Below are 15,944 nucleotides of genomic sequence, written 5' to 3' on the forward strand. Positions count from 1 at the left end.
GTCGGTCTTCAACCTTCCAGCCCCTTCGGTCGCAGGGTCGTCACGGGCGCGATACCACCGCGGGAGGCGATGAGCTGCTGACCGGCGCGCGCGATCGCCGTAGCCCGGTCTGTCGGCGTGGGGCGCCCGTTGCTGCGGGGACCGTCGAGCGGGTCGTCCCAGCCATCGCGGTTGAGCCACGTCGCCGGATGCGGAATGAACTCGGTGGAGGGGCGGTGCGGGTTGTCCCGATACGCGACGGCCGCGGCGTTGATGATTTCGGGGGTCGACCGCTTGACTGCTTTCGCCCACGCCTTGCGAGCGTTTGGCTTCGCGACCTTGCGCGGCCACGCCGCCCAGAAATCGTCGAACGGATCAGTGCTCTCGATGTTCAGATCGCCCGTTGGGGGTATGGGGGATATCTGGGTGTTCATATGGGTTTTCTCCTGGGTTTTAATCGCTAGGACTCTCAGTCCGGTAGGCGAGGACTCAGAGTCCTGTAGGTCGGGACTGAGAGTCCTATAGGAGGGGTCTGACCTACAGGACTGTGAGTCCTGCGGGCCTACCGGACTCTCAGTCCTGCGGGCTGTGGGCCTAGTAGGTACTCCGCCTACTAGGCCCACAGCGGTGTAGGCGGTGTTCACGGTGATGAGGTCGGTGGTGCGGTAGCCCTTCGGGCCGTGGCGCTTGTCGCGCGCGATGACGCCGAGGGCCTCGAGCTCGGCGAGCTTTCGGGTCACCGTCTTGACCGCCGCGCTGAGCATCGCGGCGACGGTCTCTTGACTCACGAACGTCTCGTGGGTGGCGTCGAGCGTCCGGATGCACACAGCGGCCAGAACCGCCTTCTGCGCGAGATCCAGACCCTCGACGGTGTATGCCCACTCGGCATCCTTGAAACCCATGTCAGACGTCGCGCTCCCGGAGCTCTTCGTCCACATCGGGAAGCCGGCGCAGCTTCGGCCTTGCCTCGATCCGATCCCACTCGTCAGCGAGTGCGAGAAGGCGGAGACCGACCGCCCGTGCGCTCCCGCGGTTGAGGTGGGGGTCGTTGAACTCTTCGACGTAGATCGAGGCCGTGTCGCCCGTCTCGACGTCGTGGGAAAGGTGGATGACCTCTTCGGCGAACTCGATGTCGAACGGGTCGACGGCGGGGACCGTTACCGTCGCCCCGGCGTTCAAGACTGCTCTCCGAGCAGGTAGACGTCGCCGGGGCTGACGCCGAGCTCCTTCGCGACGATCTCGAAGATGGAGACGCTGACGTTGCCGCGCCCGTAGAGGATCTGGCCGGCACGGATGAGGTCCATGCCGACGTCCATGATCTCGGTGCCGGCGAAGATGCCGTAGTCCGTGGCGCCGGCGATGACGCGCACCTCGGCGTCGCTGTCGGGTGTGAAGTTGTCGCCGTTCACGTGGAAGGCTTGCTCGATCTTGACGGTGCCGACCGTGCGGACGAACTCGATCGTGTCGCCCTCGTCGGGGTCTACCCACGTCTCGTCGGGACGTGCCCAGGCGGGCTGTACAGCGGCGACGGAGTCCGCCCGGTAGTCGAGCCACTCGGCGCGGCGCCGGTACTCCTCGGCGCGGACGGAGAAGCTCGAGACGAAGCGCCCCATGCCCTCTTCGTCGGGGTGGTCTTCGGTTGTCCACATTCCGCCTGAGACGAACAGGTGTCCCTCGTTGACGACGTAGGTGTTCGGGAACATGCGGCCAAAGTGGGCGTAGTCGTAGTCGCCCATCTGCTGCTTCCACCACTCGATCCCGAGCTTTACTCCGTCGTTGAGCTGCTCGCCGGTGTGCAGGTCGAAGATGCGGATGACGAAGAAGTTGTCGCCGATCGCTTCTGACTTCTCGATGCGGGGGGTGTCCTGGTCGATCCAGAGGGCGTCGCCCTCGGGGAGCAGCGCGGGCACGGTGTCGGCCTGGCGGATGTCGAACTCGCCGTCTGCGTAGAACAGGTGGCGCAGAGACTCGTGAATGTCGGTGATCTGCGGTAGGGTTTCCATGACTGATCCTTCTGCTGTCTGAGTGGTGGTTTGGTTCTTGCCCTCGTCCTGGCCGGCGGGGGCTTTCTTTTTGGTCAAGCTGCACCATCGAGGAATGACGCGATGTCTTCGGCTGAGCTGATCCGACGGCCACCGACGACTCGAGATTTGAGTGCTCCCGTGTGCCAGAGCCATCTCACCGCCGCCTCAGTTCTGCGGATCTTGCCCGCGACTTCGGGACAGAAATAGAACTCCGGGATGTCGGAGAGGGTCGCTGCCATGCTTGCTCCTTGTGTCTGAGAGATGCAATCCCGGACAGAATTGCACTGTGTGGAGTGAGTAAAGCATGCTCGCCTTGAAGACGCAACTACCACCGTTGTTGTGTCTGTATGGTGGAAATCGTGGAGACAGTAGGCGAGCGCATCAAGCGCTACCGGCAGATGAACAAAATGAGCGCCCAGAAGCTGGCTGACGCGACTGGCCTGACGCGGTCGATCATCGCGAACATCGAAAGTGGAAGACGTTCGGACCTGCTGTTCTCGGAGTTGATTGCGCTCAGCGAAGCGCTCAGAGTGGCGCCGGCAGCCATCGTCTTCCCTGTGGAGTCACCATTCTCGCCAGCTCCATTTGGGAGCCTCAAAGAGACAGTCGCTCAAGCGATCGAGAACCTGGTTGGCGCAGGCGGGTCCGACTTCTGGCTTGAAACCCCGGCGGGTGAGCTCACGTCAGACCTTCTGAGTGTGGGGCGGTTGTTAGCTGCGTCCCGCAGTCGTCTCGATAACCTCCGGGCAGACATCCGTCTGCGAGTTGTCAGCGCAAGCGGCGAGGAGGAACTCGGACAGATCGCCGTTCTCCTCGACGCTGGCCGCGCCTCGGAGGGTGAATCTGTGCGGATGCTGACGGTGCGATCGGGCGATGATCGCATGCAGTACCTTGCGCGCCAACACGACTTCGAGTTCGAGCGATGCGCGGAGCTAGAGGCGCAGTTCCGCAAGGTAGGGGGCGACCCAGGACAGACGCCCGGCACCGAGGAAGGCTGGTCGCATTGGGAATTCGGGTGATGGCCTGCTTGGGCGTGATCTAGTTGGCATCCATCAGGCAGCGACCCGACGGGGTGTGGCGCGCGCGCTACCGCGACTCTTCCGGCAAAGAGCACGCCCGCCATTTCAAACTAAAGCGCGACGCTCAACGGTGGCTCGATGAGGTAACGACATCTGTCGTGACGGGTCAGTACGTCGACCCGAAGGCGGGTCGTCTCACGTTTCAGGAGTACGCCGAGACGTGGATGTCCGCGCAGGTGCACCGGCCGACCACGGCCGAGCTCTATCGCAGCCACCTTGAGCGCCACGCTTTTCCCGTCTTAGGACACCTACCCCTGGGTAGCGTCCTCCGCACGACCGTGCAGGGATGGGTGAAGGGGCTCACCGGAACCCTCGCGCCGGCCACCGTGGGCGTCGTGTATACCGTCGTCGCATCCGTCTTCCGTGCTGCCGTACGCGATCGCAAGATCGGGTCCACGCCCTGCGACGGAATCGCGCTCCCCGAGGTCGTGAAGACGCGCCTGCAGCCGCTCACGACGGCGCAGGTTGACGCCCTGAGTGGCGCCGTCCCGCGGGATCTGCGCGCGCTCGTCATCCTGACGGCGGGGACGGGCATGCGTCAGGGCGAGGTGCTGGGCCTCACTCGCGACCGACTCCGTCTACGTGGGCAAAATCCCGAGGTCACCGTCGATCGACAGCTAGTGACCATGCAGGGCGGTGACACGGCATTCGGGCCACTCAAGACAGGCGCGTCCTACCGTTCAATCCCACTCCCCCGTGTCGTCGTCGAGGCGCTGAACGTTCACCTGGCGGAGCGCGATGTCGAGGACGATGGTCTGCTGTTCGCGATCGACGGCAGGGGCATCACCCGGCAGCGCTTCGGGCACCTCTGGCGGCCGGCGGCGAAGGCCGCGGGGCTGACGGCAGCGACGGGGACCGGGATGCACGCGCTGAGGCACTATTACGCGAGCCTGCTCATCCGGTACGGCGAGAGCGTCAAGACCGTGCAGGGGCGTCTCGGGCACAAGTCGGCGACCGAGACGCTCGACACCTACGGGCACATGTGGGCGGACTCGGACGACCGCACGCGGGAGGCTGTCGACACCGTTCTCGGAGCTCCTGCGGACTCCCCGCGGACTGACGAACAATCTACAAGCTAAAACACCTGGTCAGGGGCGGTTGTGCGAATGGGCCGGCCTGTACGCCGGGTTCTGTCCGGGGGCCGAAGCCCCGTGGACGGTCATCTCTCTCGGCGACACGTTGCCGTGCCACTCCAGCGGCCTACCCGGGGACTCGGCGAGCCGCGTCAACATCCCCTGTCTGGCCTTGCTCCGGACGAGGTTTACCTCGCGAGTCGTGTCACCACGACCCCGGTGGTCTCTTACACCACCCTTTCACCCTTACCCGCTCCACGACGAGTGCGGTGCGGGCGGTCTACTCTCTGTGGCACTGTCTCGCGGATTGCTCCGGGTGGGCGTTACCCACCGTCCTGCCCTGTGGAGCCCGGACGTTCCTCGGCACGGGCGAACCCGTGACGCGACCGTCCAGCCGACCCATTCGCATCATCCAGTCTACCGGCGGGTCCGCCGTCGCCCCGCCGCCGCCTCGGTCGGGCCGACCCCGGGCGATCCGGGCTATGGCTCAGCCCTTCTCGGCCGTCTCCGAGATGCGCAGATCGAGCGGGAAGTCGATCGGGAACGCGCCGAAGAGCAGTCGCCCCGCCGACGCGGCGGAGGCACGGACGGCGTCGGCGACCGCGTCGGCGTGCACCGCGGGGGTGTGGACGACGATCTCGTCGTGCAGGAAGAACGCCAGGTGCGGCACCCGGTCGAACACCGGTCCCGACGCGGGCGCCGCGTCGGCGGCATCCACCGCGGGGATCGTCGCCAGGCGCGCGCGCAGGTCGGCGAGCCAGGCCAACGCCCACTCCGCCGCGGTGCCCTGCACGACGTAGTTACGGGTGAAGCGTCCGCGGTCCCGAGCGGAGCGCCGGGCCCGCGTCTCGTCGACCCCCGACGCCTCGGCATCGCTCGCACGGGACTGCACCGCCCGCCAGTCCTCGCCCGCCGTGGGTGACGTGCGCCCGAGCCAGGTGTGCACGAGCCCACCGTCTTCTCCTGTGCGCGCGGCGTCGTCGACGAGGCGCATGGCGCGGGGGAAGGTGCGCCGCAGGCGCGGCAGCAGGCGACCGCTCTCGCCCGTGGTCGCGCCGTACATCGCCCCCAGCATCGCGAGCTTGGCCTCGGGGCGGCTGGCCACGGCCCCAGTGTCGACGATGCCCGCGTATAGATCGCGACCGGATGCCGCCTCGGCCAGCGCCGTGTCGCGCGCCATGGCCGCGAGCACCCGCGGTTCGAGCTGCGCGACGTCGGCCGTCACGAGCGTCCAGCCGGGGTCCGCCCGCACGGCGGTGCGCAGTTGCCGAGGGATCTGCAGAGCACCGCCGCCCGACGACGCCCACCGCCCGGTCACGACACCGCCGGGCACGTAGACGGGGCGGAAGCGGCCGTCGCGCACCCACTCGGCCAGCCAGGCCCAGCCGTTCGCCGTGTAGAGCCGCATCTGCTTCTTGTAGGCGATGAGCGGGGCGACCACCGGATGGTCGTGCTCGCTCAGCTCCCACCGACTTGTCGATTCGACGAGCAGACCGGCGCGGTGCAGCGACCGCAGCAGACGCGGGTGGGAGTCCAGCGACACCGAGGGATCGCCGAGGGCCGCGCGCACCGCCGCCGCGGTCTGCTCGATGCGGGCGGGCAGGCCGCCACCGTGCCGGGGGCCGAGCTCGTCGTGCAGGATCCGCTCGTGCGCCTCGACGCTCCACGGCACACCGACGGCGTGCAACTCGACGGCGATGAGCGCGCCGGCCGATTCGGCGGCGCAGAGCAGCCGGAGCGACCCCGCCCCCGGTGAGCCGTCGAGTGCCGCGCGCTGACGTCGGTACTCCGCCAGCGCCTCGACGGCGGTGTCGGGCAGACCGGATGCCGCGTCGCCGAGGTCGAAGAGCGTGTCGTCGTTCTCGGGGGCCGCGGCGGCGGCATCCCAGTGCCGCGCATCGCGCAGGCCGTGGTCGGCGTCGATCGCCGCGGCGTCGCGGAGCAGGACGTGTACGAGCCGGAGGTCCCACGCGCGTGCGACCCGTACTCCCGCGGTCAGGAGCGGTCCGTACCAGGTGGGCGTGTCGGACCAGATCCATCGGACGTCGCCGGCCGCCTCACGCGCGGCGACGGTCGCGGCCAGAGCGTCTCGGGTGACCTCGGTCGTGCGGACCGGTGCCGCCTCGGCATCGAGGTCGATCAGGGCGATCTTGCCCGAGACCGCGCGTCCGACGACGACCGTGTCAGACGCCACGGACGTCGGCGGGGGTCACCGCGATTCTTCGGTGCGGACGAGGATGGCGCCGCACTCGGGGCAGAACACGACGTCGTCGGTCTGCGCGCGTCGGATCGTCGCGATGTCGCTCGGCGGGATCACCATGCGGCAGGCTTCGCAGGCGCCGGCGCGGAGCAGGCCCGCGCCGTTGCCGCGCGAGGCGAGGCGTTCGTAGAGCGCGAGGAGCGCGGCGGGGACCGAGGCCGCGACGGCGTCACGGTCGCGGCGGGCACCTTCGAGACGCGTCGTGGCGTCGGCGACGACGGTCTTGGCCTCGGCACTGAGCTCGGCGCCGAGGGCGTTGGTCTCGGCGATCACGGTCTCTTGCTCGGCGATCGCGGCATCGGCCGTCTCGAGGCGCTCCATGAGCGCGATCTCCATGTCTTCGAGATCGCCCTTGCGGCGGTTGAGGGAGGTGAGCTCGCTCTCGAAGCCCTGCGCCTGCTTGGGGTTGGTCGCGGCGGCGAGACGCTGGGTGTCGCGGGCGATGCGGGCGTCGACCACGGCGACATCGGACTCGAGCCGCGCGATCTCTGCGGTGATGTCGTCACGCGCGTTGGCCCGCGCCGACAGCTCTTGCGAGAGCGTCGCGCGCTGCGCCAGCAGCTCCCGCACGCGCGGAGCCTGCGGAGGGTTCGCCGACAGGTGCTGATCACGGAGGATGCGGGCATCGAGATCGGCGAGATCGAGCAGTTTGCGCTGGTCGGCGGGGTCGGCATTCACAGGACCCACGCTACCCCGGGGGTCCGACATCCGTAGCCGCGGCCGCCGCCGATGCACATCCGATGCGCGAAGGCTCGTAGACTCATGGCATCCCGGGCCTTTAGCTCAGCTGGTAGAGCGCCACGTTTACACCGTGGATGTCGTCGGTTCGATCCCGGCAGGGCCCACCGCACTCAGTTCAGGATGTTCACGCTGCGCGAGATCACCAGCGCGAGCAGGATGAAGCCCGAGATGGCCTGCACCATCATGAACACCTTCGCGCGGCTGCTCAGCGGCATCACGTCGGTGGGGCTGAAGGCCATGGCGTTGGATGCCGAGAAGTACAGGTAGTCCACGTAGCCGGGCGCCCAGTCCTCGACGTCGGACGAGCGGCGGGCCACCTCGCTCACCGCGTCGCGGTCGGAGTCCTGGGGGAACTGGAAGTCCGCCGCGGGCAGGGCGTCGCGCGCGTCGCGGCGCCGGGCGATGGGACCGCCGCGGTCCATCTCCCAGTAGACGACGGCGTAACCGATGACGTTGATCGCCCACACCTGCGCCGCGCCGAGCAGGGTGGTCGCCCCACTCCCCTCTCCGCGCAGCAGCTGCTGGACGAGCAGAAGGAGCGCCACCTGGTTCGCGAGCAGCAGCACCGCGGTGAAGGCGAGAGCGAAGCCGCGCCCCACGCGTGATTCCCGGGTGAGCCGCGCCGGGTTGGTCACCACCATGGGGATCGCGCACAGCACACCCGCGATCACGACCACGTAGCGCAGGATGCCGGAGGCGTCGCTCGGGAGGACGGCGTAGAGCCCCGTGCCCACCGCCAGGGCGATCAGCACGGGCCACCGGTGCTCGGGGCGTGTGCGGAATCCCGCGCGATCGTGCGTGTTCACGCGCTCAGGGTATTCCTCTGCCCGATCACGGATGCTCGACATCGAGGCATCCGAGCAACCGAGCAACCGAGAGAGTCGACTCGGTCTTCATGAACAGCCGATGTCGTTGAGACTCGCTAGGCTGGACGCTGGTTGATTGTGCGGAGCGAACAAGGGTTGCCGCACTTTTATGGCGATTCTCTGGCATGACCTGCCAGACGACGAAAGGTCTTCCGTGACTGTTCACGACCAGGATCCGTATTCGCAGGGGCCGCAGGACAGCGACCCGGAAGAGACCGGGGAGTGGCAGGAATCCCTGCGACAGCTCGTCCAGGCGAAGGGTCCGGCTCGCGCCCGCGAGATCATGCTGAGCCTGCTCAAGGGCTCCAAGGAACTGCACCTCAATGTGCCGATGGTTCCGACCACCGACTACATCAACACCATCGCGCGCAAGAACGAGCCCGAGTTCCCCGGTGATGAGGAGCTCGAACGCCGCTACCGCAAGTGGATCCGCTGGAACGCCGCGGTCACCGTGCACCGCGCTCAGCGCCCCGGGATCGGTGTCGGCGGGCACATCTCGACCTACGCCTCGTCAGCCGCCCTGTACGAAGTCGGTTTCAACCACTTCTTCCGCGGTCTCGACGACCCCTCGGGCGGCGACCAGATCTTCATCCAGGGCCACGCCTCCCCCGGTGCCTACGCCCGCGCCTACCTCGAGGGCCGCCTCACCGAGGCGCAGCTCGACGGCTTCCGCCAGGAGAAGTCGCAGGCGCCCAACGGCATCCCCTCGTACCCGCACCCCCGTCTCATGCCGGAGTTCTGGCAGTTCCCGACGGTCTCGATGGGTCTCGGCCCGATCAACGCCATCTACCAGGCGATGTCGAACAAGTACATCTCGAACCGCGGCATCAAAGACGTGGGCGACTCGCACGTCTGGGCCTACCTCGGCGACGGCGAGATGGACGAGGTCGAGAGCCGCGGTCAGCTGCAGGTCGCGGCCAACGAGGGCCTCGACAACCTGACGTTCATCGTCAACTGCAACCTCCAGCGCCTCGACGGACCCGTCCGCGGCAACGGCAAGATCATCCAGGAGCTCGAGAGCTTCTTCCGCGGTGCCGGCTGGAACGTCATCAAGGTCGTCTGGGGCCGCGAGTGGGACGACCTGCTCGCCCGCGACACCGAGGGCGCGCTGCTCAACCTCATGAACAGCACCCCCGACGGCGACTACCAGACCTACAAGGCCGAGAACGGCGCCTACGTGCGCGAGAACTTCTTCGGCCGCGACCCTCGCGCCCTCGAGCTGGTCAAGGACTTCACCGACGACCAGGTCTGGAACCTCAAGCGCGGTGGCCACGACTACCGCAAGGTGTTCGCCGCGTTCAAGGCGGCCAAGGAGCACAAGGGCCAGCCGACGGTCATCCTCGCCAAGACCATCAAGGGCTACGGCCTCGGTCCCCACTTCGAGGGCCGCAACGCCACGCACCAGATGAAGAAGCTGACGCTCGACGACCTCAAGTCGTTCCGCGACGCGATGGACATCCCGGTCACCGACGCGCAGCTCGAAGAGAACCCGTACCAGCCGCCGTACTACACCCCCGGTGAGCAGGACGAGACGATCCAGTACATGCTCGAGCGTCGTCGCGCGCTCGGCGGCTTCCTGCCCGAGCGTCGCACGACGCACGTCGGCCTGGAACTGCCCGGCGATGCCGCGTACGCGCTGCCCAAGAAGGGCTCGGGCACGCAGGAGATCGCCACGACCATGGCGTTCGTGCGTCTGCTCAAAGACCTGCTGCGGGTGAAGGACTTCGGTCACCGCATCGTGCCGATCATTCCCGACGAGGCGCGCACGTTCGGTATGGACGCGTACTTCCCGACGGCGAAGATCTACAACCCCAAGGGCCAGCACTACACCTCGGTCGACCGCGAGCTGCTGCTGGCGTACAAGGAGAGCCCGCAGGGGCAGATCATCCACGTCGGCATCAACGAGGCCGGCGCACTCGCGGCGTTCACCGCTGCGGGAACGGCGTACTCCACGCACGGCGAGCCGCTCATCCCGGTCTACGTCTTCTACTCGATGTTCGGCTTCCAGCGCACGGGCGACGCCCAGTGGGCGGCGGGCGACCAGATGGCGCGCGGCTTCATCATCGGCGCGACCGCCGGTCGCACGACGCTGACGGGCGAGGGCCTGCAGCACGCCGACGGACACTCGCAGCTGCTGGCGTCCACCAACCCGGCGACCGTGTCGTACGACCCCGCCTACGGCTACGAGATCTCGCACATCGTGCGTTCGGGTATCGAGCGCATGTACGGCGGCAACCACCCCGACCCGAACGTCATGTATTACATGACGGTCTACAACGAGCCCTACGTGCAGCCGGCCGAGCCCGAGGGCGTTGATGTCGACGGCATCGTCCGCGGCATCCACCACATCTCCTCCGGCGAGGGCGATGGCCCCCGCACGCAGCTCCTCGCGTCGGGTGTCGGTGTGCCGTGGGCGCACGAGGCCCAGCGCCTGCTGAAGGACGACTGGGGCGTGGTCGCCGACGTGTGGTCGGTCACCTCGTGGACCGAGCTGCGCCGCGACGGCCTGGCCGCCGACGAGCACAACTTCCTGCACCCCGAAGAGGAGCCGCGCGTGGCCTACCTCACCGACAAGCTGAAAGAGGCCGAGGGCCCGGTCGTCGCCGTGAGCGACTGGATGCACGCCGTCCAGGACCAGATCCGCCAGTGGGTTCCGCAGAACTACTGGACGCTCGGTGCCGACGGCTTCGGCTTCTCGGACACGCGCGCCGCGGCCCGTCGCTTCTTCAAGATCGACGGCCCCTCGCTCGCCGTTCGCGCCCTGCAGGCGCTGGCCGAAGAGGGCAAGGTCGATCGCGCCGTCGTCGGACAGGCGATCGAGAAGTACCGTCTGCACGACGTCAACGCCGGCACCAGCGGTAACGCGGGTGGCGAGGCCTGATCGCGTGAGCGATCCGGAGATCGGGACCGGCCCCGCCCTTTCGGGTGGGGCCGGTCCCGATCGCGTTTCCTCCGGCGGTGGCGAGACCGGCGCCGCGCCCGCCGGCACCGACCGCGTCGCGCGCGACAAGGCGGAGACCCTCGCGTGGCTCCGCCGCATCTCGGGCGACCTCGCCACGGCGACCATCCAGCGCCTCGAAGACACGCTCCCCTGGTACGCCGGCATGCCCCCGGCGCGCCGCTCGGCCGTCGGGCTCGTCGCCCAGGCCGGCATCACCTCGTTCACCCAGTGGGTCGAAGATCCGGCGCAGACCCCCGCGATCGCGTCCGACATCTTCGCCGCCGCCCCCCGCGAGCTGTTGCGCAGCGTCAGCCTCACCCAGACGCTGCAGCTGGTACGCGTGACCGTCGAGGTCATGGAGGAACGCGTCGCCGGGCGCAGCAAGACCGTGCGCGAGGCCATGCTCCTCTACTCGCGCGAGGTGGCGTTCGCCGCGGCCGACGTGTACGCCCGCGCAGCCGAAGCCCGAGGCCTCTGGGACGCCCGGCTCGAAGCCCTCGTCGTCGACTCGATCCTCACCGGCGAAGCCGATGACGAGCTCCCCAGCCGCATCGCGGCCCTCGGCTGGCATGGCCACGGCGAGGTCGCCGTGCTGGTGGGCACGACTCCCCCGCAGTTCGACGTCGACCAGGTGCGCCGCACCGCGCGCAAGCTCGGCGTCGACGTGCTCATCGGCGTGCAGGGGTCGCGGCTCGTACTGGTGCTCGGACGCGCCGACCTCCCCGCCCGCGGGGGTGACGAGGTCACCGAGCTCGCCTTCACCGAGATCGCCAAGCGCCTCGAGCCCGGCTTCGGCACGGGGCACCTCGTGCTCGGTCCTCCCGTCGCCGCTCTCGTCGACGCGGGACAGAGTGCCCGCGCCGCGCTGGCGGGATTCGCCGTCGCGCGCGCGTGGCGGAACGCCCCCCGCCCCGTCGAGGCCGACGACCTTCTGCCCGAGCGGGCCCTCGCCGGCGACGCCGTGGCGAAGCAGACGCTGGTGGAGCGCGTCTACCGCCCCCTGCAGGCGCACAGTGCCGACCTGGTCGCCACGCTCTGGAGCTACCTCGACAACGGTCGGTCTCTCGAGGCCACCGCGCGCGAGCTCTACGTACACCCCAACACCGTGCGGTACCGCCTCAAGAGGGTGTCGGAGGTCATCGGATGGGATGCCACGGGCCCCCGCGAGGCGCTCATCCTGCAGACCGCGTTGATCCTCGGATCGATCGGAACCGACGCCACGCGTCGACGCGGACCCGCCGGTCGGCGCTCCTCTCTGCCGCGCTGATGCACGGCGCGCACAAAGACACGCCGTATTTCTGTGTCGATATCTCCAGAACCCCGCGCCTGATCCTTGGCAGGATGGAACGGTGATCATCGCCGTCTTCCCCGGGCAGGGCTCGCAGACTCCTGGGTTCCTGTCTCCCTGGCTCGAACTCGACGGAGCGCGGGAGCGCCTTGAGGCCTACTCCGAGCAGGCCGGCGTCGATCTCGTCGCCGCCGGAACCGAGTGGGACGCCGACCGTATCCGCGACACCAGCGTCGCGCAGCCGCTGATCGTCGCGGCGAGCCTGCTGTCGTGGTCGGCCCTGACGGCATCCGACGCCCCTCGACCCGCCGGTGTCGCGGGGCACTCCGTCGGAGAGATCGCCGCCCTCGCGGCATCCGGCGTCCTCGACGAGGCCGACGCCCTGCGCCTGGTCGGACTGCGCGGGCGCGCCATGGCCGAGGCGGCCTCGGCCGTCGAGACGGGCATGAGCGCCGTGGTCGGAGGAGACGAGGCGGCCGTGCTCGAGCGTCTCGAAGCGCTCGGGCTCACCCCGGCCAACTACAACGGCGGCGGTCAGATCGTCGCCGCCGGCGAACTGCCCGCTCTGGCGGAGCTCGCCGCCGACGCCCCGCGCGGCACCCGGGTGATCGCCCTGCAGGTCGCCGGCGCGTTCCACACGCGCTTCATGGAACCCGCCGTCGAGACGCTGCGCTCCGCCGCCGCCGACGTGTCGGTGTCGGACCCCTCGACGACGCTCTGGACCAACTCCGACGGCACGACCGTCCGTGAGGGGCGCCGCGCGCTCGACCTCGTCGTCGCCCAGGTGGCGTCGCCCGTGCGCTGGGACCGCTGCATGGCGTCGTTCGCCGAGCAGGGTGTCACCGGCATCATCGAACTCTCGCCCGCGGGCGCCCTGACCGGGCTCGCCAAGCGCGCCCTGCGCGGCACGCCGACCGTGGCGGTCAAGACCCCCGACGACCTCGACGCGGCCGTCTCACTCCTGAAAGAAGACCAGGCATGAGCACCCCCACCCTCCGTCAGCTGCAGGGCCCCGCCCACACGCGCATCTACGCGTACGGCGCCGCGCGCGGCGAGAACTTCGTGCCGAACGACGACCTCGTCGGCCCCATCGACTCGAGCGACGAGTGGATCCGCCAGCGCACCGGCATCGTCACGCGCGTTCGTGCGAACGCCGAGACCGACGTCATCGACCTCGCCTCGGATGCCGCCCGAGAGGCCGTCGAGAAGTCGGGCGTCGCGCCGGCCGACATCGACGCCGTGATCGTGGCGACCATCAGCAACCCCAAGCAGACGCCCTCGGCCTCGGCGATCGTCGCCGACCGGATCGGCGCCAACCCCGCGGCGGCGTACGACCTCAACGCGGCCTGCGCCGGCTTCGCCTACGGCGTCGCCCAGGCCGACGCCCTCGTGCGCGGCGGTCTCGCGAAGCACGTGGTCGTGGTGGGCGCCGAGAAGCTCAGCGACATCGTCGACCCCACCGACCGCAGCATCTCGTTCCTGCTCGGCGACGGTGCGGGCGCGGTCGTCATCGGCCCGAGCGACACCCCCGGCATCGGCCCCACCGTGTGGGGTTCCGACGGCTCGAAAGCGGATGCCGTGGGCATGAACGCCACGCTGACGCAGTTCCGCGACGGAGTCGCTCCGTGGCCGACCCTGCGCCAAGAGGGTCCCACCGTGTTCCGCTGGGCCGTCTGGGAGATGGTCAAGGTCGCGCGTCAGGCGATCGAGGCGGCCGGCCTCGAGCCGTCGGACCTCGCCGCCTTCGTGCCGCACCAGGCGAACATGCGCATCATCGACGAGTTCGCCAAGCAGCTGGGTCTGCCCGAGACGGTGGTCATCGGCCGCGACATCGAGACCACGGGCAACACCTCCGCGGCATCCATCCCGCTCGCCACCCACCGCCTGCTCGAGGAGCACCCCGAGCTCAGCGGCGGGCTCGCCCTGCAGATCGGCTTCGGAGCCGGTCTCGTGTTCGGCGCGCAGGTCGTCGTCCTTCCCTGACGCAGCGTCGCCGAACTCTAGACTGATCGGGGCCCGTCAGGGTCCACCCCTAACAAACAGGAGACATCATGGCATTCACCAACGACGAGGTTCTCGCCGGCCTTGCCGAGCTCATCACCGACGAGACCGGTATCTCGGCCGACGAGGTCGCCCTCGAGAAGTCGTTCACCGATGACCTCGACATCGACTCCATCTCGATGATGACGATCGTCGTCAACGCCGAGGAGAAGTTCGGCGTCACCATCCCCGACGACGAGGTCAAGAACCTCAAGACCGTCGGCGACGCTGTCACGTTCATCACGTCGAACCAGTCCTGACTCTCCCGGTGGGGGCTTCGGCCCCCACCGGTCATGTCTTTCCGGTCGGACCAAGGATCCTTCACCCATGAGCACATCCCGCATCGTCGTCACCGGCATCGGTGCCACCTCGCCCATCGGCGGTACCGCCCCCGAGAGCTGGTCGGCGCTGCTCGCCGGCACCTCCGGCGCGCGCACCCTCGAGCACGAATGGGTCGAGAAGTACAACCTGCCCGTCACCTTCGCCGCCGAGGCGCTCGTGCGACCTGAGACGGTTCTGGATCGTCCCGTCGCCAAGCGTCTCGACCCCTCGGCGCAGCTGGCCATGGTCGCCGCCAAAGAGGCCTGGGAAGACGCGGGCTCGCCCGACGTCGACCCCGATCGCCTCGGCGTCGACTTCGCCACCGGCATCGGCGGCGTGTGGACGCTGCTGGACGCCTGGGACGTGCTGCGTGAGAAGGGCCCGCGTCGCGTCATGCCGATGACGGTGCCGATGCTCATGCCGAACGCGGCCGCCGGCAACCTCTCGCTGCACTTCAACGCCCGGGCGTTCGCGCGCACCGTGGCCTCGGCCTGCGCCTCGAGCACCGAATCGATCGTGAACGCCGTGCAGCACATCCGCGACGGTCTGGCCGACGTCGTGATCGCGGGCGGAAGCGAGTCGGCGATCCACCCGATCACCATCGCGTCGTTCGCGTCGATGCAGGCGCTGTCGAAGCGCAACGACTCCCCCGAGACGGCCTCGCGTCCGGCGAGCATCGACCGTGACGGTTTCGTCATGGGCGAGGGCGCGGGCGTGCTGATCCTCGAGACCGAGGATCACGCCCTGGCCCGCGGCGCCAAGATCTACGCCTCGATCGTGGGAGGCGGCGTCACCGCCGACTCGTACCACATCACCGCCAACGACCCCGAGGGCACGGGAGCCGCCCGCGCGGTGCGCCTGGCGCTCGAGATGGCGGGAGCGTCGGCCGACGACGTCACCCACATCAACGCCCACGCCACCTCGACCCCCGTGGGCGACCCGAACGAATACAAGGCCCTCCACACGGTGTTCGGCGACCGGATCGACGAGATCCCCGTGTCGGCGACGAAGGCCTCGACGGGTCACCTGCTGGGTGGCACGGGAGCGCTCGAGGCCATCTTCACGGTGCTGGCGCTGAAGAACCGCGTCGCGCCTCCGACCATCAACCTCACCGAGCAGGACCCCGACGTGCCCTTCGCGCTCTCGGGTGCGCCGGTCGAGCTGGGCTCCGGCGACCAGCTCGCGATCAGCAACTCGTTCGGCTTCGGCGGTCACAACGCCGTCGTCGCGATCGCCTCGGTCTGACGCACGAAGAACGCCCCCGGCATCCCGAATCGAATCGGGACGCCGGGGGCGTTCTGCCTTTGTCGGGCGAGGGATACGCGGTCTCGA

15 protein-coding genes, 1 tRNA gene and 1 other RNA gene are annotated in these 15,944 nt (G+C 68.8%); 9 read left to right on the forward strand and 8 right to left on the reverse strand.

Annotated elements, in window-relative coordinates; genetic code table 11:
* Positions 1–8: 8 nt before the first annotated feature.
* From ASF96_RS14745 to ASF96_RS17070, 4 genes are all read right to left on the reverse strand, one after another.
* Positions 9–881, reverse strand: a complete 873-nt coding sequence (locus ASF96_RS14745; protein ID WP_055940339.1) for a hypothetical protein — start codon at positions 879–881, stop codon at positions 9–11.
* 1 nt (position 882) lies between these two features.
* Entirely contained in the window at positions 883–1,158 is a 276-nt protein-coding gene (locus ASF96_RS14750) for a hypothetical protein (protein WP_055940341.1), read from the reverse strand.
* A complete protein-coding gene (locus tag ASF96_RS14755; RefSeq protein ID WP_055940343.1) occupies positions 1,155–1,982 on the reverse strand; it encodes a hypothetical protein in 828 nt (275 codons plus the stop codon). The genes ASF96_RS14750 and ASF96_RS14755 overlap by 4 nt, the downstream gene beginning before the upstream one ends.
* A gap of 74 nt (positions 1,983–2,056) precedes the next feature.
* Positions 2,057–2,242, reverse strand: coding sequence for a DNA-binding protein (locus ASF96_RS17070; protein WP_156458887.1), 186 nt, complete (start codon positions 2,240–2,242; stop codon positions 2,057–2,059).
* Positions 2,243–2,350: 108 nt separating this feature from the next.
* Between ASF96_RS17070 and ASF96_RS14760 the strand changes: the two genes are divergently transcribed.
* Together ASF96_RS14760 and ASF96_RS14765 are read left to right on the forward strand one after the other, a co-directional pair.
* Positions 2,351–3,022 carry a helix-turn-helix domain-containing protein gene (locus ASF96_RS14760; protein WP_055940345.1) on the forward strand — a complete coding sequence of 224 codons (672 nt, stop codon included), beginning with the start codon at positions 2,351–2,353 and terminating at the stop codon, positions 3,020–3,022.
* 158 nt (positions 3,023–3,180) lie between these two features.
* Positions 3,181–4,161, forward strand: coding sequence for a tyrosine-type recombinase/integrase (locus ASF96_RS14765; protein WP_235560623.1), 981 nt, complete (start codon positions 3,181–3,183; stop codon positions 4,159–4,161).
* Between the two features lie 24 nt (positions 4,162–4,185).
* Here ASF96_RS14765 and rnpB read toward each other — a convergent pair.
* The 3 genes from rnpB to ASF96_RS14775 form a co-directional block, all read right to left on the reverse strand.
* Positions 4,186–4,557: RNase P RNA component class A (rnpB, locus tag ASF96_RS14970), an RNA gene on the reverse strand.
* 85 nt (positions 4,558–4,642) lie between these two features.
* Complete coding sequence (locus ASF96_RS14770; RefSeq protein ID WP_055940350.1) at positions 4,643–6,349, reverse strand: bifunctional 3'-5' exonuclease/DNA polymerase; 1,707 nt, start codon at positions 6,347–6,349, stop codon at positions 4,643–4,645.
* Between the two features lie 15 nt (positions 6,350–6,364).
* A complete protein-coding gene (locus ASF96_RS14775; RefSeq protein WP_055837130.1) occupies positions 6,365–7,093 on the reverse strand; it encodes a zinc ribbon domain-containing protein in 729 nt (242 codons plus the stop codon).
* Positions 7,094–7,187: 94 nt separating this feature from the next.
* Between ASF96_RS14775 and ASF96_RS14780 the strand changes: the two genes are divergently transcribed.
* Positions 7,188–7,260: transfer RNA gene (locus tag ASF96_RS14780), tRNA-Val, on the forward strand.
* Between the two features lie 6 nt (positions 7,261–7,266).
* Here the strand turns inward: ASF96_RS14780 and ASF96_RS14785 are convergent.
* Positions 7,267–7,962, reverse strand: coding sequence for a DUF1345 domain-containing protein (locus tag ASF96_RS14785; RefSeq protein ID WP_055837129.1), 696 nt, complete (start codon positions 7,960–7,962; stop codon positions 7,267–7,269).
* Between the two features lie 214 nt (positions 7,963–8,176).
* On the opposite strand from ASF96_RS14785, the gene aceE reads away from it, so the two are divergent.
* The 6 genes from aceE to ASF96_RS14815 all read left to right on the forward strand — a co-directional run bounded on the left by aceE (position 8,177) and on the right by ASF96_RS14815 (position 15,857).
* Positions 8,177–10,903 (forward strand): pyruvate dehydrogenase (acetyl-transferring), homodimeric type, encoded by a 2,727-nt coding sequence (gene aceE, locus ASF96_RS14790; protein ID WP_055940352.1) that lies wholly within the window; start codon positions 8,177–8,179, stop codon positions 10,901–10,903.
* A gap of 157 nt (positions 10,904–11,060) precedes the next feature.
* Positions 11,061–12,230 (forward strand): PucR family transcriptional regulator, encoded by a 1,170-nt coding sequence (locus ASF96_RS14795; RefSeq protein ID WP_055837903.1) that lies wholly within the window; start codon positions 11,061–11,063, stop codon positions 12,228–12,230.
* Between the two features lie 82 nt (positions 12,231–12,312).
* Positions 12,313–13,233 carry an ACP S-malonyltransferase gene (locus ASF96_RS14800; RefSeq protein ID WP_055940354.1) on the forward strand — a complete coding sequence of 307 codons (921 nt, stop codon included), beginning with the start codon at positions 12,313–12,315 and terminating at the stop codon, positions 13,231–13,233.
* Positions 13,230–14,234, forward strand: coding sequence for a beta-ketoacyl-ACP synthase III (locus ASF96_RS14805; RefSeq protein ID WP_055940355.1), 1,005 nt, complete (start codon positions 13,230–13,232; stop codon positions 14,232–14,234). Before ASF96_RS14800 ends, ASF96_RS14805 begins: the two co-directional genes overlap by 4 nt.
* Positions 14,235–14,302: 68 nt before the next feature.
* The gene (locus ASF96_RS14810) at positions 14,303–14,551 is read left to right on the forward strand and encodes an acyl carrier protein (protein WP_022880558.1); all 249 of its coding nucleotides are present in this window, start codon (positions 14,303–14,305) and stop codon (positions 14,549–14,551) included.
* Positions 14,552–14,618: 67 nt separating this feature from the next.
* Positions 14,619–15,857 (forward strand): beta-ketoacyl-[acyl-carrier-protein] synthase family protein, encoded by a 1,239-nt coding sequence (locus ASF96_RS14815; RefSeq protein ID WP_055940361.1) that lies wholly within the window; start codon positions 14,619–14,621, stop codon positions 15,855–15,857.
* Positions 15,858–15,944 lie beyond the last annotated feature (87 nt).

The sequence above is a fragment of the Microbacterium sp. Leaf179 genome (assembly GCF_001423785.1).
GTDB lineage: Bacteria > Actinomycetota > Actinomycetes > Actinomycetales > Microbacteriaceae > Microbacterium.